This window comes from Arthrobacter sp. NPDC080082 (assembly GCF_040686595.1).
Classification (GTDB): domain Bacteria; phylum Actinomycetota; class Actinomycetes; order Actinomycetales; family Micrococcaceae; genus Arthrobacter.
The window spans coordinates 181479-197096 of the sequence record NZ_JBFBKQ010000002.1; the positions used below are offsets into that span (position 1 = coordinate 181479).

Here is a 15618-nt window from a genome sequence, read left to right on the forward strand (position 1 = left end):
TCATCGGTACTTTCATGCACCAAGCTCACTGGGTCAGTTTGTAGGAAGTCTACAACCTCTCAGCCGCCGCTGCGGGATGGCTGACGCTCCACGGCGGGCTTCGGCGGGGTGGAGAGACGCCCCACCACGAGGGCCGCCTGGAGCACGAACGCCTCCCGCGGGATCAGCGGATCCCAGCCGGTCACGTCGCAGACCCGCTTGAGCCGGTAACGGACCGTGTTGGCGTGGACGAACAATTCCCGGGCCGTGGCCTCGAGCGAATGACCCAGTTCCAGGTAGGTCCCCAAGGTCTCCACCAGCCCGTTCGAGGCGGCCAGGAGGGGCCGGTAAATGTTCTTCACCAGGGATCGGCGGGCCGCGTCGTCGCCGGAGATGACCCGCTCCGGCAGCAGGTCGTCCGCGGCCACCGGGCGGGGGGCCGAGGGCCAGGCGCGGGCCGCGGTGAGGCCGGCGAAGGCGGACTGGGCGGAGCTGCTGGCCTCCGGCAGGGAGGCTGCCTCGGCGCCGTACACGACGGGACCGGGGGCAAAGAGTTCGCTGAGTTTCTGGCAGGCGGTCTCCCGGTCCTGCACGCCGCCGAGGATCAGGATCAGCCGATCGCCCTGGATTCCCACCAGGGCGTCCTCGGCGAACCGGCCGGCGGTGCGGCGCAGCTCGCTGACGTAGCTGGCGCTGGGTTCCGAGGGCGAATTGCCCACCATGACGGTGAAGCGTTCCTGCGCCTTCCAGCCCAGGGCCGCGATCCGGGACCGCAGGGCGTCGGTGTTCTCTCCGCGCAGGATGGCGTCGACGATCAGGGCTTCCAGCCGGGTGTCCCAGGAGCCGCGGGTCTCCGCGGCGCGGGCGTAGACGTCGGCGGCGGCGAAGGCGACCTCGCGCGAGTAGCGGAGCACCGCCTCACGCAGGGCGGCCTGGTCCGCCTCGGGGGCGATGATCGGGACCTGCTCCTCGACCACCTCCACCACGATCCGGATCAGCTGGAGCGCCTTCTGCAGGCTGATGGAGCGGGTCAGTTCGGTGGGGGCGGTGCCGAAGACGTCGGAGAGGATCCACGACGGCGAGCTGGGCCGTTCGAACCAGGTGACGAAGGCGGCGATGCCGTTCTGGGCCACCATGCCGAGCGCGGAGCGTTCGTCGGAGTTCAGCCGGCTGTACCAGGGCAGTGAGGATTCCAGCCGCCGCAGCGTGGTGGTGGAGAGCTGGCCGACGCTGGAGCGGAGCTTCTTCAGCGTCTCGGCCTTCTCCGGGGACAGGGTCCGGGCGGCGGATTTGCGCTGCGCGGGGGTGGGGGTGGGCTCTGCCATGACAACGAGCATACGGCGCCCGCCTGACAAGCTCCATTTGTGCGAAGGCTACAACTTGCTTTGGGCTGGATCACACGGCGCGACCGCCGTGGTTAAAGCCCGACGGCGGCCCCCACACCGTGGGGACCGCCGTCTTCGTGTTTTCCGGTCCGGCCGGGTGACTCCTAGGAGTCGCCGCCCGCGTTGCCGGTGGTGCCGGCGTTGACGTTGAGCAGCCGGTACTTCTCGATCGCCTGGGCCGGGGCCTGCGCGTCGACCTCGCCGCGGCGGGCGAGCATCTGCAGCGAGCGGACCACGATCGAGTGCACGTCGTTCTTGAAGAAGCGGCGTGCCGCGGCGCGGGTGTCGGAGAAACCGAAGCCGTCGGCGCCGAGCGAGGCGAACTCGTTCGGGACGAACTGCCGGATCTGGTCCGGGACGGCCTTCATGTAGTCCGAGACGGCGACGATCGGGCCGGTGGCGCCGGCGAGCTGTTCGGTGACGAACGGCACGCGGGCCGGCTGGCCGGGGTTGAGGAAGGCCTCTTCCTCGGCGGCCATGGCGTCGCGGCGCAGCTCGGTCCAGGACGTGACGGACCAGACGTCGGCGGAAACGCCCCAGTCCTCGGCCAGCACACGCTGGGCCTCAAGGGCCCACGGCACGGACACGCCGGAGGCGAGGATCTGCGTGCGGGGGCCGTCGATCTTGGCCGGCGCCAGCAGGTAGATGCCCTTGACGATGCCCTCGACATCAAGCTCGGCGGGGGCCGCCGGCTGCGAGATCGGCTCGTTGTAAACCGTCAGGTAGTACATGACGTTCCGGGACGGGTCGTTATCCGCAGGGCCGGGGCCGTACATCCGGTTCAGGCCGTCACGCATGATGACGCCGATCTCGTAGCCGTAGGCGGGGTCGTACGTGACGACAGCCGGGTTGGTGGCGGCGAGGATCGGGGAGTGGCCGTCGGCGTGCTGCAGGCCTTCGCCGGTCAGCGTGGTGCGGCCGGCGGTGGCGCCGATGATGAACCCGCGGGTCATCTGGTCGGCGGCGGCCCAGAAGGAGTCGCCGGTGCGCTGGAAGCCGAACATCGAGTAGAAGACGTAGATCGGGATCAGCGGCTCGCCGTGGGTGGCGTAGGAGGTGCCGGCGGCGGTGAAGGCCGCGACCGAACCTGCCTCGTTGATGCCGGCGTGCACGATCTGGCCGGCGATCGACTCCTTGTACGCGAGGACCAGGTCGCGGTCCACGGACAAGTAGTTCTGGCCGTTCGGGTTGTAGATCTTCGCGGTCGGGAAGAACGCGTCGATGCCGAAGGTGCGGGCCTCGTCCGGGATGATCGGCACGATCCGGGAACCGAATTCCTTGTCCCGCATCAGGTCCTTCAGCAGACGGACGAACGCCATGGTGGTGGCGGCCAGCTGCTTGCCGGAGCCGCGGTTGGCGACCTCGTACGCCTTGTCGCCCGGCAGGGTGACGTCGGTGTGCTTGGACCGGCGCTCGGGCACGAAACCGCCCAGGGCCTGGCGGCGCTCCATCAGGTACTTGATCTCCGGAGAGTCGGCACCCGGGTGGTAGTACGGCGGCTGGTACGGGTCGGCCTCGAGCTGCTCGTCCGTGATCGGGATGCGCAGGTGGTCGCGGAAGGCCTTCAGGTCCGCCAGGGTGAGCTTCTTCATCTGGTGGGTCGCGTTGCGGCCCTCGAAGTGGGTGCCCAGGCCGTAGCCCTTGACCGTGTGGGCCAGGATGACCGTCGGCTTGCCCTTGAACTCGGTGGCGGCCTTGTACGCGGCGTAGACCTTGTTGTAGTCGTGGCCGCCGCGCTTGAGGTTCCAGATTTCCTGGTCCGTCATGTCCGCGACCATGTCCTTGGTCCGCGGGGTCTTGCCGAAGAAGTGCTCGCGGACGAAGCCGCCGGACTCGGCCTTGTAGGTCTGGTAGTCGCCGTCGACCGTCTCGTTCATGATCTTCACGAGCGAGCCGTCGTCGTCTTTGGCGAGCAGGTTGTCCCACTCGCGGCCCCAGACGACCTTGATGACGTTCCAGCCGGCGCCGCGGAAGAAGGCCTCGAGTTCCTGCATGATCTTGCCGTTGCCGCGGACCGGGCCGTCGAGGCGCTGCAGGTTGCAGTTGATGACGAAGTTGAGGTTGTCCAGCTTGTCGTTCGCGGCGAGCTGGAGCAGGCCGCGGGATTCCGGCTCATCCATTTCGCCGTCGCCCAGGAACGCCCATACCTGCTGGTCGGAGGTGTCCTTGATGCCGCGGTTGTGCAGGTAGCGGTTCGACTGTGCCTGGTAGATGGCGTTCATCGGGCCGATGCCCATGGAGACGGTGGGGAACTCCCAGAACTCCGGCATCAGGCGCGGGTGCGGGTAGCTGGAGAGCGCGTGGCCCTCCTTGGACTTCTCCTGGCGGAAGCCGTCGAGGTCTTCCTCGCTCAGCCGGCCCTCAAGGAAGGCGCGGGCGTACATGCCGGGGGAGGCGTGGCCCTGGAAGAAGACCTGGTCGCCGCCGCCCGGGTGGTCCTTGCCGCGGAAGAAGTGGTTGAAGCCGACCTCGTAGAGGGTCGCGGCACCGGCGTAGGTGGAAATGTGGCCGCCGACGCCGATTTCGGGCCGCTGCGAGCGGTGCACCATGATCGCGGCGTTCCAGCGCAACCAGGCGCGGTACTTGCGTTCGATTTCCTCATCGCCGGGGAACGGGGCTTCCTGGTCCACCGGGATGGTGTTGACGTAGTCCGTGGTGGTCACCATCGGCACGCCCACGCTTTGGGCGCCGGCCCGCTGAAGCAGGCTGCGCATGATGTACTGGGCACGCTCCGTGCCCTGTTCCTGAATCAGGGTGTCCAGGGACTCCAGCCATTCGGCGGTCTCTTCCGGATCACGATCAGGCAGCTGGTTAGTCAACCCGCTGAGGATATGGGAGGTATCTTCTCCTGCAGCCACGTCCAACCTCTCTTTGAGCGCATTCACCGGCACCCTCAGCTCCGGGCAGGGTGACTGCCTGGCGTGAACGCGACGTGTGCGACATATCGGTAACAGCAGCCCGGTCCTGTACGCCGGGCTTGGTCCAATCACAACCAGGCCTGACAGTGGGAGCGGTCGGTTGTCCGCGCAGGCATGGTCGTCATCAGCCACTCTAGCCTTGCGCGTCCGCGGATGCGTAGCCGCCGCCGCCCCGGTGTGACGCAGAATATGGCGGATCGCGGGGCCCGCAGCTTGAAGCGGACGCACAAAGGGTGTTGGCTTGGAGTAATGGAAATCACTAGCACCAAGGAATGTGTCACTATCGGACACAGCGGGCTTTCTGCCGGCAGGCACCAACAGACGCACCAACAGCATAGGAGCAGCACGTGAGCGAGGCCGACGCCGCCACTTCGGTAAATGTGGCGGAAAGATTGGGTTTCAAGAACGGGGATCTGATTCAGGAGTTCGGTTACGACGACGACGTCGACTTCGACTTGCGTGATGACATCGAGGACCTCACCGGGTCCGAGATCTTCGACGAGGACGACCACGAGGTGGTCGACGCGGCCATCCTCTGGTGGCGCGACGGTGACGGTGACCTGGTGGACACGCTGGTGGACTCCCTGACCTCCCTGACGGACGGCGGTGTGGTCTGGGTGCTGACCCCGAAGAAGGGCCGCACCGGCTATGTCTCGCCCTCGGAACTGCAGGAAGCGGCGCCCACCGCCGGCCTGCACTGCACCACCTCCGCCGGGGTCTCCCAGGACTGGAGCGCCACCCGGCTGGTGACCCGGAAGAACAAGTGACCGGTTCCGCGCCGGTGCAGGCTCCCGCCCCGCAGTCCGGCACCGTGCCCTCCGTCGGGCAGCCGGCCCCGGACTTCGAGTTGGTCAACCAGTTCGGCGAGCCGGTCCGGCTCTCCGAACTGCGGGGCCGCACCGTGGTGCTGGTGTTCTTCCCGTTCGCCTTCTCCGGCATTTGCACGGGCGAACTGTGCGAACTGCGGGACAACCTGGCTGTCTTCGAGGACGCCGACGCCGTGGTGTTGGGCATCTCGGTGGACAGCAAGTTCGCCCAGCGCGCCTACGCCGAGAAGGAGGGCTACAGCTTCGACCTGCTGGCGGACTTCTGGCCGCACGGAGCGGTGGCGGAGCGGTACGGGGTGTTCGACCCGGAGAGCGGCATGGCCCTGCGCGGGACGTTCATCATCGACGCAGCCGGCACTGTCCGGTACGTCGTGGTCAATCCCCGGGGCCAGGCGCGTGACTTCGCCGGTTACCGGGCGGCCCTCGCGGAACTGTCCGGCGGTTCCCCCGCCCCCTCCACGGACCCGTCCTACAGCCGGGGACCGGAAACGGCATGAGGCAGCGGCGGCCCGGGGTGGGGATGACGGGATTTGCGAGCCTGCCCCCCGTCACGCCCGTGGAGCCGGCCCGCAACGAACTTGAGGTCCTGCAGGAGATCCACGGGGTCCTCGCGGGGAAACGCTTCGCGTTGCTCACCGGCGCCGGTCTCAGTACCGACTCGGGCATCCCCGACTACCGCGGCCCCGGTGCGGCGCCGCGCGCGCCCATGACGTACCAGGAGTTCATCGGCTCGCCGGATAACCGGCAGCGCTACTGGGCCCGGAACCACATCGGCTGGTCCCATCTCCGCCGGGCCGACCCCAACGACGGCCACACGGCCGTGGCCCGGATGGAGCGGCGCGGGCTGCTCACGGGCCTGATCACCCAGAACGTTGACCGGCTGCACGAGGATGCCGGCAGCCGGAACGTCGTGGACCTGCACGGCCGCTTCGACCGGGTGGTGTGCCTGGCCTGCGGCCGCAGCTACAGCCGGACCCTGCTGGCCGGGGTGCTGGAGGAACTCAACCCCGGATTCCTCGACGCCGCCCTCGCCGGCGGCGTGGTGGAAGCCGCTCCGGACGCGGACGCCACCGTGGAGGACGAGGCGCTGATCAGCGAGTTCGTCGTCGCGAACTGCCCGGCCTGCGGCGGCACCCTGAAACCCGACTTCGTCTACTTCGGCGAGAACGTGCCCAAGGACCGGGTGGAGCGTTCCTACGCCATGGTGGACTCCGCCGGCGCGCTGCTGGTGGCTGGTTCCTCGCTGACCGTGATGAGCGGGCTGCGCTTCGTCCGCCACGCCGTCAAGCAGGGCAAGGAGGTCGTGATCATCAACCGCGGCCAGACCCGCGGCGACGACCTGGCGACCATCAAGCTGGAGGCCGGCGTCAGCGAGTCCCTGACCTGGCTCGAGGCCGAGCTCCCCGCCCTCTGACCCGGCGCTCCGCGACCGCACCGATTGGCGCAGGAGCCCGCGTTTCGGGTAAGGTCAATGTTCGTTGGTTGACGTGCCGAGGCGCGGAAACCGGCGTGATGGGTCTTTAGCTCAGCTGGTAGAGCGCCACGTTTACACCGTGGATGTCATCGGTTCGATCCCGGTAGGACCCACCATCATGAACCCCGTCGCGGGAGCCGAAAGGCAGCCGCGGCGGGGTTTTTCTTTGCCTGCGGCCCGGCCCGGGGGACCGGTGGAGGTCAGGCCGTAAACCACGGCGGCCGGTCCCGGATAAATGTCGGTGCCTGGCCATAGCGTCAGCGGCATGGAACACGTACTCGTCACAGCCGGCCCGGACGGGCGCCCCCACACCGTGATCCGCGGCGGCCGGGAATGGATCATCGGCGCGGACCCGGTCCGCTGGTTCGAGCGGGTGAGCTGGTGGGAGGCCGAGCGGCGGATGCCGCGGGGCCTCGGCCGGGTGGACGTGGAAGTCTGGCAGGTCCAGGCGCGGCTGGGCCGCAATGCCGGATCGGCGCTGACCACCATGGAAGTGATCCGCGACGGCCTCGGCGGCGGGTGGCGGCTCAGGGACCTGGTGGCCGACGCGGCGTGAGGCCCTGTTCCGGGCCGAATTCCGGGCATTGGAAAAGCCCTCCACCGCGGCTATTGGGGGATGCCGCGGTGGAGGGCTTGAGAAAAAGATACCGGAAATGAGACGAAATGTGAAACTGAAAGCGGTTGAATTAGCCCAGTGTCGGGACTAATTCGCGGGGCCAGTCACCGGCCCCGGATCAGGCCGGCCGGACGGGGACGAAAACCCGGGGCTGGTCCCGCCAGCTCGGCTCCATGTCCGCGATGGTCTCGCGCATGATCTTGTCCGAGGCCTCCCGCGCCGCCGGCCCGTTGCCGGTGGCGATGGCCTCCGCGACATCCACGTGCCACTGCAGCGCGTAGGTCTGCGGATGGTCGGGCATGAGCCCGTGCATGGTCCGCCCGGTCAGCGTTTCCGCCACCTGCCCCACAAGGTTGGCGAACATCTCGTTCCCGGACCCCGTGAGCAGCAGCGAATGGAACCTGATGTCGAGGTCCAGGAACCTCGGGACGTCCCCGGCCACGCCCGCTTCCCGCATGGCGTGGGAGATTTCCACCAGCTCGCTGCGGATGTCATCGGGTGCGTTGGCCGCGGCCAGCTCGGCTGCGACGGGTTCCACCGCCGTGCGCAGCTCCGCGAGCGAGCGGAGCTGGGCGCCCCGGCCCTCACCGGCCAGGCGCCACCGGATCACGGACGGGTCGAAGGGGTTCCAGCGGTTGGCCGGCAGCACCCGGATTCCCACCCGCTTGATGGTCTCGACCAGGCCGAGGGACTGCAGCACCCGGACCGCCTCGCGGACCACGGAGCGGGAGACCTTGAGTTCGTCCTCCAGGTGCTCGGCGAGCATCACATGGCCGGTCGGGAGCTCGCCCCTGACAATCCGGGTTCCCAGATGCTCGATGGCTTGATGGTGGAGGCTGGTCGACATAGTCGTAAGCATAGTGGCGTGCCCGTCACAGGAGCCGCGAACGGGCGCGGTCCCGGCCGAAAATCATAGACTGTCTAGGAGGCGCCGTCTTCGGCCAGCCAACTGCACTCGTTGCACCCAAAGAATTGGAGATTTGATGTCAGCACACATCGGTGTCACCGGCCTTGCGGTGATGGGGGCAAACCTCGCCCGCAACCTCGCCCGTAACGGCTTCACGGTCGCCCTCCACAACCGCTCGGTGGAAAAGACCGACGCGCTCCTCGAAAAGCACGGCTCCGAGGGCGACTTCGTCCGGACTGAAACGCTGCAGGAACTCGTCGACTCGCTGGAGAAGCCCCGCCGCGTCCTGATCATGGTCAAGGCCGGCAAGCCGGTCGACTCCGTCATCGAACAGCTCGAGCCGCTGCTCGAACCCGGCGACATCATCATCGATGCCGGCAACTCGCACTATGAGGACACCCGCCGCCGCGAGGCCGCGCTCGCCAAGAAGGACCTGCACTTCGTCGGCATCGGCGTCTCCGGCGGCGAGGAGGGTGCCCTCAACGGACCCTCGATCATGCCCGGCGGCTCCAAGGAGTCCTACGAGGCCCTTGGCCCGCTCCTGGAGAAGATCTCCGCCCACGTGGACGGCCAGCCCTGCTGCGCCTGGATCGGCACCGACGGCGCCGGCCACTTCGTCAAGATGGTCCACAACGGCATCGAGTACGCCGACATGCAGGTCATCGGCGAGGCCTTCGACCTGCTCCGCTCCGGCGCGGGCATCGAACCGGCCGAGCAGTCCAAGATCTTCGCCGAATGGAACAAGGGCGACCTTGCCTCCTTCCTGATTGAAATCTCCGCCGAGGTCTTGGGCCACGTCGACGCCAAAACCGGCAAGCCGTTCGTCGACGTCGTAGTGGACGCCGCCGGCCAGAAGGGCACCGGCCGCTGGACGGTCATCTCCGCCCTGGAGCTGGGATCCCCGGTCTCCGGGATCGCCGAGTCCGTCTTCGCCCGGGCGCTGTCTTCCCAGGCCGGCCAGCGGAAGCTGGCCCAGGAGCTGCTCGCCGGGGGAGAGGCCGACGTCGACGTCCCCGAGACCTTTGTGGAGGACGTGCGCCAGGCGCTCTACGCCTCCAAGCTGGTCTCCTACGCGCAGGGCCTGGACATGCTCACCTCCGCCGCGAAGGAATACGGCTGGGAGCTGAAGCTGGACGAGATCGCCTCCCTGTGGCGGGGCGGCTGCATCATCCGCGCCGAACTGCTCAAGGACATCACCAAGGCGTACTCCGCCGATGAGAAGCCGGCCAACCTGCTCTTCGCCCCCGCGTTCACCGCCGCGATCGCCGACGCCCTGCCGGCGTGGCGCCGCGTGGTGGCCACCGCGGTGCAGCTGGGCATCCCGGTGCCGGTGTTCTCCTCCTCGCTGGCCTACTACGACGGCCTGCGCCGCAAGCGCCTGCCGGCCGCCGTGATCCAGGGCCAGCGCGACCTGTTCGGCGCCCACACCTACGGGCGCGTCGACGCCGAGGGCACGTTCCACACCCTGTGGGGCGAGGACAAGTCCGAGGTTGAGGCCGTGGACACCCACTAGCGCTTAAACGGCTGCGGCCGCCGTCCCGGGAGTCCGGGGCGGCGGCCGCAGTGGTTTAACCCTAGATGCGGTATTCGATCAGGTACTCGGCCGGGTCGACGGCCTTCTTGGTCTCGCGCTGGGCGTCGCGGTGCCGCCAGGTGGCGGGCACACCGGTCAGGATCGATTCGGCCGGGGCGTCCTTGACCACGACGGCGTTCGCGCCAATGGCGCTGTCCCGGCCGATGGTGATAGGGCCCAGGACCTTGGCGCCGGCGCCGATCACGACACGGTCCTCGATGGTGGGGTGCCGCTTGATCTTCGCCAGCGAGCGACCACCGAGGGTGACGCCGTGGTAGATCATCACGTCTTCGCCGATTTCCGCCGTCTCGCCAATCACCACGCCCATGCCGTGGTCAATGAAGAACCGCCGGCCGATCGTGGCGCCCGGATGGATCTCGATGCCGGTCATGAACCGGGCCAGTTGGGAGATCAGCCGCGCCGGGAACCGCAGCGACGGGTTCTGCCACAAGCGGTGGGTGAGCCGGTGGGCCCAGATTGCGTGCAGCCCCGAGTAGGCGAAGAAGTTTTCGAAAGAGCCTCGCGCCGCCGGGTCGTGGGACCGGGCGGTGTCGAGGTCTTCCTTGAGTCGTGCGAAAAAGCCCACAAAATTCTTTCTGAGAATGCGGCCGCGTTAGGGTCAGCCGCGGATGTCGTCGTACAGCACGGTGGAGATGTAGCGCTCCCCGAAATCGCAGACCACGGCAACGATCAGCTTACCGGCGTTCTCCGGCCGCTTGGCCAGTTCCAGCGCGGCCCAGACGATCGCACCGGAGGAGATGCCGCCGAGGATGCCTTCCTTGACGCCGAGGTCCCGGGCCACCCGGACGGAGTCCTCGAGGGAGGCGTCGATGACCTCGTCGTAGATGGTGGTGTCGAGGATCTCGGGGACGAAGTTCGCGCCCAGGCCCTGGATCTTGTGCGGGCCGGGGGCGCCGCCGTTGAGGATGGGGGAGTCCTTGGGTTCGACGGCGACGATCTGTACGCCGGGCTTGCGCTCCTTGAGGACCTGGCCGACGCCGGTGACGGTTCCGCCGGTGCCGACGCCGGCGACGAAGATGTCCACCTTGCCGTCGGTGTCCTCCCAGACCTCCTCGGCCGTGGTGCGGCGGTGGACGGCGGGGTTGGCCTCGTTGGCGAACTGCTGGGCCCAGATGGAGTTCTCGGTGTTGGCGACGATCTCCTGCGCCTTTTCGACGGCGCCGCGCATGCCCTCGGAACCTGGCGTCAGGACGATCTCGGCACCGTAGGCGCGCAGCATGACGCGGCGCTCGGTGGACATGGTCTCCGGCATGGTGAGGATGACCTTGTAGCCGCGGGCCGCGCCGACCATGGCCAGGGCGATGCCGGTGTTGCCGGAGGTGCCCTCGACGATCGTGCCGCCGGGCTTGAGGGCGCCGGACTTCTCCGCGGCGTCGATGATGGCGACGCCGATCCGGTCCTTGACGCTGTTGGCCGGGTTGTAGAACTCCAGCTTCACGGCCACGGTTGCGTCCAGGCCCTCGGACAGCCGGTTCAGGCGGACCAGCGGGGTGCCGCCGACAAGCTGGGTTACGTCGTCATAGATTCGTGCCATGGGGAAATGTGCCTATCTGTGAGGAGGGAATTCTAGGGTCAGCTTATTGAGGGCGCGAGAAGCCCGGCTAAGCATTAAGCCATGCGGAGTAATATTTCCTTGCCTTCGCCAGCTTCGGGTTGATAATCACCTGGCAGTAGCCCTGGTCCGGGTTCTTCGCGAAGTAGTCCTGGTGGAAATCCTCCGCCACGTGGAAGACCGGCAGCCGGCTGACCTCGGTGACGATCGGGTTGGCCCACAGCTCCTGGTTCCGCTCGATCGCCTCCTCGAACAGGATCTTCTCCTCCGTGGTCTCGTAGAACATGGACGAGCGGTACTGCGTGCCGACGTCGTACCCCTGCCGGTTCAGCGTGGTGGGATCGTGCAGGGCGAAGAACATGTCCAGGATGACCTCCGCCGGGATGACGGATTCGTCGAAGCTGACCGCTACCACTTCCGCGTGGCCGGTGGTCCCGGAGCAGACCGAGTAGTAGTCGGGGTTTCGGTCGTGACCGCCGGTGTAGCCCGAGACCACCGAGGTCACGCCCCGGGTCTTCTGGTACACGGCGTCCAGGCACCAGAAGCAGCCGCCACCCAGCACAAAGGTCCGTTCGCTGCTGCCGTTCACGACGTCGGTGTCCACGCGTTCTCCTGTCTTGGTTTCCTGCATGCTGTTCCTTTCGGCCCGTGCGGGATCGTCCGTACGGGATCCTCCTTGTTCAATGGATGAACCGTCCGGATCATTCCCGCCGGGGCGTCCCGGACGGTCAATAGGGTAAGAATGTGGGTATGGAACCAGAGGACACGGACGCTTCAGCCCCGCCCGCCGGCCACGCCCCGGACGATGCCGCTCCCATGGGAAGCACCGGGAACACCCCTGACATAGCAGGAACCGCCGACGCCGGGACAGCCCGCCGCGAGGGCAGCGATGAGACCGCCGATGCCGGGGACAACGGCGCCACCCTCGGCGCCGTCCAGGTGGCCGTCGAGGAACTCTGGCCCGAATCCCTGGCCGAAGGCTGGGACGAGGTGGGCCTGGTGGCCGGACACCCGTCCGCGCCGGTTACCCGCGTGCTCTTCGCCGTCGACCCCACCCTCGAAGTGATCGAGGAGGCCGTGGAGTGGGGAGCGGAACTGCTCATCACCCACCACCCGCTGCTGCTCAAGGGCGTGACCTCGGTGGCGGCCAACACGCCCAAGGGCCGGGCGGTGCACCGCCTGATCGAAACCGGTACCGCGCTGCTGACCGTGCACACCAACGGCGACTCCGCCGTGGGAGGTGTCTCCGACGTGCTGGCTGACGCGCTCGGCCTGCAGGACGTCCAGCCCCTGACCCAGGCGGCGAACGGGCTCCCCGAGGAAGGCATCGGACGGGTCGGCGACCTCGCCGACGTCGAGACCCTGGGTGACTTCGCCGCCCGTGTCTTCGGCATCCTCCCCGCGGTCGCCGGCGGTGTCCGCGTCTCCGGCGACCGCGACGGCCTGGTGCGCCGGGTGGCGGTCTGCGGCGGGGCCGGCGACTCGCTCTTCGATCAGGTGCGGGCCAGCAACGCCGACGTCTATGTCACCGCCGACCTGCGCCACCACCCTGCCTCCGAGGCCCGCGAGGCCGCACTCAACGACCGCCCCTACCTGATCGATGTCTCGCACTTCGCCAGCGAATGGCTCTGGCTGCCGGCGGCGGCCGAGGCGTTGGGCAACGTTCTGGCGGACCAGGGCCACGACGTCGAGATCCGGGTCAGCACCACCAACAGCGATCCGTGGGACTTCATCCTCACACCCGGCTGAACCCGGCTGGCCCCGGCCTGCCCCCCGTTTGCGGGGAGCCCCGGGTGAGCGCAGGGCATGCCACGCGCTAGAGTCGAGGGAGCGCCGTTCAGGTGCCCGGCACGGCCGGACGATAGACACTCGGAGGAAACAGTGGCCAAGGCAGCCCCGGCGGAACAGATGAAGTTACTCGAGCTGCAGGCGCTCGACGCGAAACTGAAGTCACTCTCCAACCGCCGCCGCAGCCTCGAAGGCGACTCCCGCATCACCGACCTGGAGTCCGCCCTGGGCGTGGCCAACGGTGAGCTCGGCGCGGCGAAGGTGGCCGTCGCCGACGCGGAACTGGAGCTTAAGCGCGCCGAGGCCGACGTCGAGCAGGTGGCCTCCCGGATCGCCCGCGACGAGGCCCGGCTGAACAGCGGAACGGGCCTCTCCAAGGACCTGGTGGCGCTGCAGAAGGACATCGCGTCCCTGAATAAGCGCCGCTCGGACCTGGAAGACGTGGAGCTCGAGGTCCTGGAGCGGCTGGATGCGCTGCGCCTGCGCCAGGCCGAGCAGCAGCAGATCGTCGACGACATCCAGGGCTCGTTCGCCGGCATCCGCGCCGAGATCGACGAGAAACTCGCCGAGGTCGCGGCGGAACACACCGCGGTCCGCGGGCAGCGCGCAGAGTTCGCGGCCGGACTGGACGAGGGCATGCTGGCGGTCTACGAAAAGACCCTGGCCAAGCGCGGCGTCGGTGCCGCCCGGCTGTTCCACGGCACCTCGGAGGGTTCCGGCATGCAGTTGAGCCCCGGCGACCTCGCCGAAATCAAGGCCGCCGCGGAGGACGATATCGTCTTCTGCCCGGACTCCGGCTGCATCCTGGTGCGCTCCGCCGAATGGGCCTGACCGGAGCCTAGCCCGGCAGGATCAGGTTCAGCGTGTGCGGCTTCCGGGCCGTACCGGGGACCAGTTCCGCCGGCCACTTCTCGGCCGCCGCCTTCTGCAGCTGCGCGGGGGTCTGCGGGGCCCTGCCGCGCCGGGTCAGTAGGTGCCGGGCCAGCTCGCCGCGGGTGTGCTTGGCGAAGTGGCTGACCACCTTGCGCACCCCGTTGACCTCGGTGAACACATTCACGGCAACGGTACGCTCCGGCGGCGGGGCCCAGGCGGCCGCGTAGGTGCTGGAGCGGCAATCCACCAGGAGCTCGCCGTCGGTCTCCCCGGCCAAAGCTGCGGTGATCTGCGGTTTCCAGTAGGAGGCCAGGCGCCCGATCCCTGGGAGAGCCGTGCCCATCGAGAGCCGGTAGGCCGGCACCCTGTCGCCGAACCGGATGGCACCCCAGAGCGCGGAGACCACCAGGACGGACGCGTCCGCCTTCTTCCGCTGCGCCGGGGTCAGCGATGAGTAGCCCAGGGCGTCGTACAGCACCCCGGAGTAGACCTGGTGGGCTGGCGCGGCGGGCTCGGCGTGCAGCCTGGTGTTGCGTTCGACGTCGGCGCTCAGCGAGGCTCCTACACCCAGCAGTGACAAGGCGTCCTCGTGCGCACTGACCGTGCCGAGGGCCTCCAGCACCTGCGCCCGCCCGTCGTTCAGGTCGGGAAAACTCAGCGACGAGGGGTCGACGGCGTCGCCGCGGCTTGCGGGGGTCTTACCCTCGGAGGGCGGGAGCAGAATCAGCACCGTACGATCCTACCGGCGCAGCTCCGGCATCCGGCGCCCGTCCCCATGACGGCTGCCGGGCCTCGTGAAGGTGGTGGCGCGCCTAGCTGGGCGGGGGAGGGGCCGGCGGCGTAGCTGCCGTCCGGGCGGCGGCCGCCGCGGCCTGGTTCTCCCGGGCGAGGAAGGCCGAGAGCTCTCCGATGGTGCTCATGAGAGGTGCCGGGAAGACGACCGTGGAGTTCTTGTCCACCGCGATCTCCACCAGAGACTGCAGGTTCCGCAGCTGCAGGGCGAGCGGGTGCTCCATCATCATGTCCGAGGCCTCGCCGAGGGCCGCGGCCGCGATCGATTCGCCCTCGGCGGCGATGATCTTGGCCCGCTTCTCCCGCTCCGCCTCGGCCTGCCGGGCCATGGCCCGCTTCATGCTTTCGGGCAGCTGGATGTCCTTGAGCTCCACCAGGGTCACCTCGACGCCCCATTCCAGGGTCAGGGCGTCCAGGATCTCCCGGATATCCCCGTTGATGCGCTCGGTCTCGGAGAGCGTTTGGTCCAGGCTGTGCCGTCCCACCACCTTACGGAGCGTGGTCTGGGCGATCTGGTTGATGGCGGCGGCGACGTTCTCGATCGCGACGACGGACTTCACGGCGTCGATGACGCGGTAATAGGCGACGGCGGAGATATCCACGCTGACGTTGTCCTGGGTGATGATCCCCTGGGACTGGATGGGCATGGTCACGATCCGGAGGCTGACCAGCTGCAGCCGGTCGACGACCGGGATGATGAAGCGCAGCCCCGGCATCCGCACGCCGATTACCCGGCCCAGGCGGAAGAGAACGCCGTGTTCGTACTGACGGACGATCCTGATCGAGGAACGGGCGGCGATCAGCACGAGGACGGCGACGATCAGCCATATGACGACGGCGGTGAAGTCCATCCGGATCGCTTCCTTGGACGGTGGGGTGCCTGTTTCCATTCTCCCACCGGCCGGGGCGGAAG

General features: G+C 68.2%; 15 protein-coding genes and 1 tRNA gene. 8 read left to right on the forward strand and 8 right to left on the reverse strand.

Annotated elements, in window-relative coordinates:
• Positions 1–59: 59 nt before the first annotated feature.
• A complete protein-coding gene (locus tag AB0O44_RS05135; RefSeq protein ID WP_364135060.1) occupies positions 60–1304 on the reverse strand; it encodes a helix-turn-helix domain-containing protein in 1245 nt (414 codons plus the stop codon).
• Positions 1305–1468: 164 nt separating this feature from the next.
• Complete coding sequence (gene aceE, locus AB0O44_RS05140; protein ID WP_364135063.1) at positions 1469–4222, reverse strand: pyruvate dehydrogenase (acetyl-transferring), homodimeric type; 2754 nt, start codon at positions 4220–4222, stop codon at positions 1469–1471.
• Positions 4223–4629: 407 nt separating this feature from the next.
• Here aceE and AB0O44_RS05145 point away from each other — a divergent pair, with 407 nt between their 5' ends.
• From AB0O44_RS05145 to AB0O44_RS05165, 5 genes are all read left to right on the forward strand, one after another.
• On the forward strand, positions 4630–5049 hold the full coding sequence (locus tag AB0O44_RS05145) for a DUF3052 domain-containing protein (RefSeq protein ID WP_290257565.1): 420 nt from the start codon (positions 4630–4632) through the stop codon (positions 5047–5049).
• Positions 5046–5606 (forward strand): peroxiredoxin, encoded by a 561-nt coding sequence (locus AB0O44_RS05150; protein WP_364135066.1) that lies wholly within the window; start codon positions 5046–5048, stop codon positions 5604–5606. The genes AB0O44_RS05145 and AB0O44_RS05150 overlap by 4 nt, the downstream gene beginning before the upstream one ends.
• A complete protein-coding gene (locus AB0O44_RS05155) occupies positions 5603–6523 on the forward strand; it encodes an NAD-dependent protein deacetylase (protein WP_364135069.1) in 921 nt (306 codons plus the stop codon). Before AB0O44_RS05150 ends, AB0O44_RS05155 begins: the two co-directional genes overlap by 4 nt.
• 100 nt (positions 6524–6623) lie before the next feature.
• A tRNA-Val gene (locus AB0O44_RS05160) sits at positions 6624–6699 on the forward strand.
• Positions 6700–6848: 149 nt separating this feature from the next.
• Positions 6849–7139 carry a hypothetical protein gene (locus AB0O44_RS05165; RefSeq protein WP_364135072.1) on the forward strand — a complete coding sequence of 97 codons (291 nt, stop codon included), beginning with the start codon at positions 6849–6851 and terminating at the stop codon, positions 7137–7139.
• 178 nt (positions 7140–7317) lie between these two features.
• On the opposite strand, the gene AB0O44_RS05170 is transcribed toward AB0O44_RS05165, so the two are convergent.
• Positions 7318–8046 (reverse strand): FCD domain-containing protein, encoded by a 729-nt coding sequence (locus tag AB0O44_RS05170; RefSeq protein WP_364135075.1) that lies wholly within the window; start codon positions 8044–8046, stop codon positions 7318–7320.
• Between the two features lie 136 nt (positions 8047–8182).
• Between AB0O44_RS05170 and gndA the strand changes: the two genes are divergently transcribed.
• Positions 8183–9619, forward strand: a complete 1437-nt coding sequence (gene gndA, locus AB0O44_RS05175; protein WP_364135078.1) for an NADP-dependent phosphogluconate dehydrogenase — start codon at positions 8183–8185, stop codon at positions 9617–9619.
• 61 nt (positions 9620–9680) lie between these two features.
• Here the strand turns inward: gndA and epsC are convergent, their stop codons facing one another.
• The 3 genes from epsC to msrA form a co-directional block, all read right to left on the reverse strand.
• Positions 9681–10265 carry a serine O-acetyltransferase EpsC gene (gene epsC, locus AB0O44_RS05180; protein ID WP_290257571.1) on the reverse strand — a complete coding sequence of 195 codons (585 nt, stop codon included), beginning with the start codon at positions 10263–10265 and terminating at the stop codon, positions 9681–9683.
• A gap of 33 nt (positions 10266–10298) precedes the next feature.
• Entirely contained in the window at positions 10299–11234 is a 936-nt protein-coding gene (gene cysK / locus AB0O44_RS05185) for a cysteine synthase A (RefSeq protein WP_364135082.1), read from the reverse strand.
• 67 nt (positions 11235–11301) lie between these two features.
• The gene (msrA, locus tag AB0O44_RS05190) at positions 11302–11883 is read right to left on the reverse strand and encodes a peptide-methionine (S)-S-oxide reductase MsrA (protein ID WP_290257574.1); all 582 of its coding nucleotides are present in this window, start codon (positions 11881–11883) and stop codon (positions 11302–11304) included.
• Positions 11884–12002: 119 nt separating this feature from the next.
• Here msrA and AB0O44_RS05195 point away from each other — a divergent pair, with 119 nt between their 5' ends.
• Entirely contained in the window at positions 12003–13001 is a 999-nt protein-coding gene (locus AB0O44_RS05195) for a Nif3-like dinuclear metal center hexameric protein (RefSeq protein WP_364135085.1), read from the forward strand.
• A gap of 132 nt (positions 13002–13133) precedes the next feature.
• Positions 13134–13871, forward strand: coding sequence for a C4-type zinc ribbon domain-containing protein (locus tag AB0O44_RS05200; protein WP_364135088.1), 738 nt, complete (start codon positions 13134–13136; stop codon positions 13869–13871).
• Positions 13872–13878: 7 nt separating this feature from the next.
• Here AB0O44_RS05200 and AB0O44_RS05205 read toward each other — a convergent pair whose 3' ends face one another.
• A complete protein-coding gene (locus AB0O44_RS05205; RefSeq protein ID WP_364135091.1) occupies positions 13879–14643 on the reverse strand; it encodes a peroxide stress protein YaaA in 765 nt (254 codons plus the stop codon).
• An 82-nt stretch (positions 14644–14725) separates the two neighbouring features.
• A complete protein-coding gene (locus tag AB0O44_RS05210; RefSeq protein ID WP_290257879.1) occupies positions 14726–15556 on the reverse strand; it encodes a slipin family protein in 831 nt (276 codons plus the stop codon).
• Positions 15557–15618 lie beyond the last annotated feature (62 nt).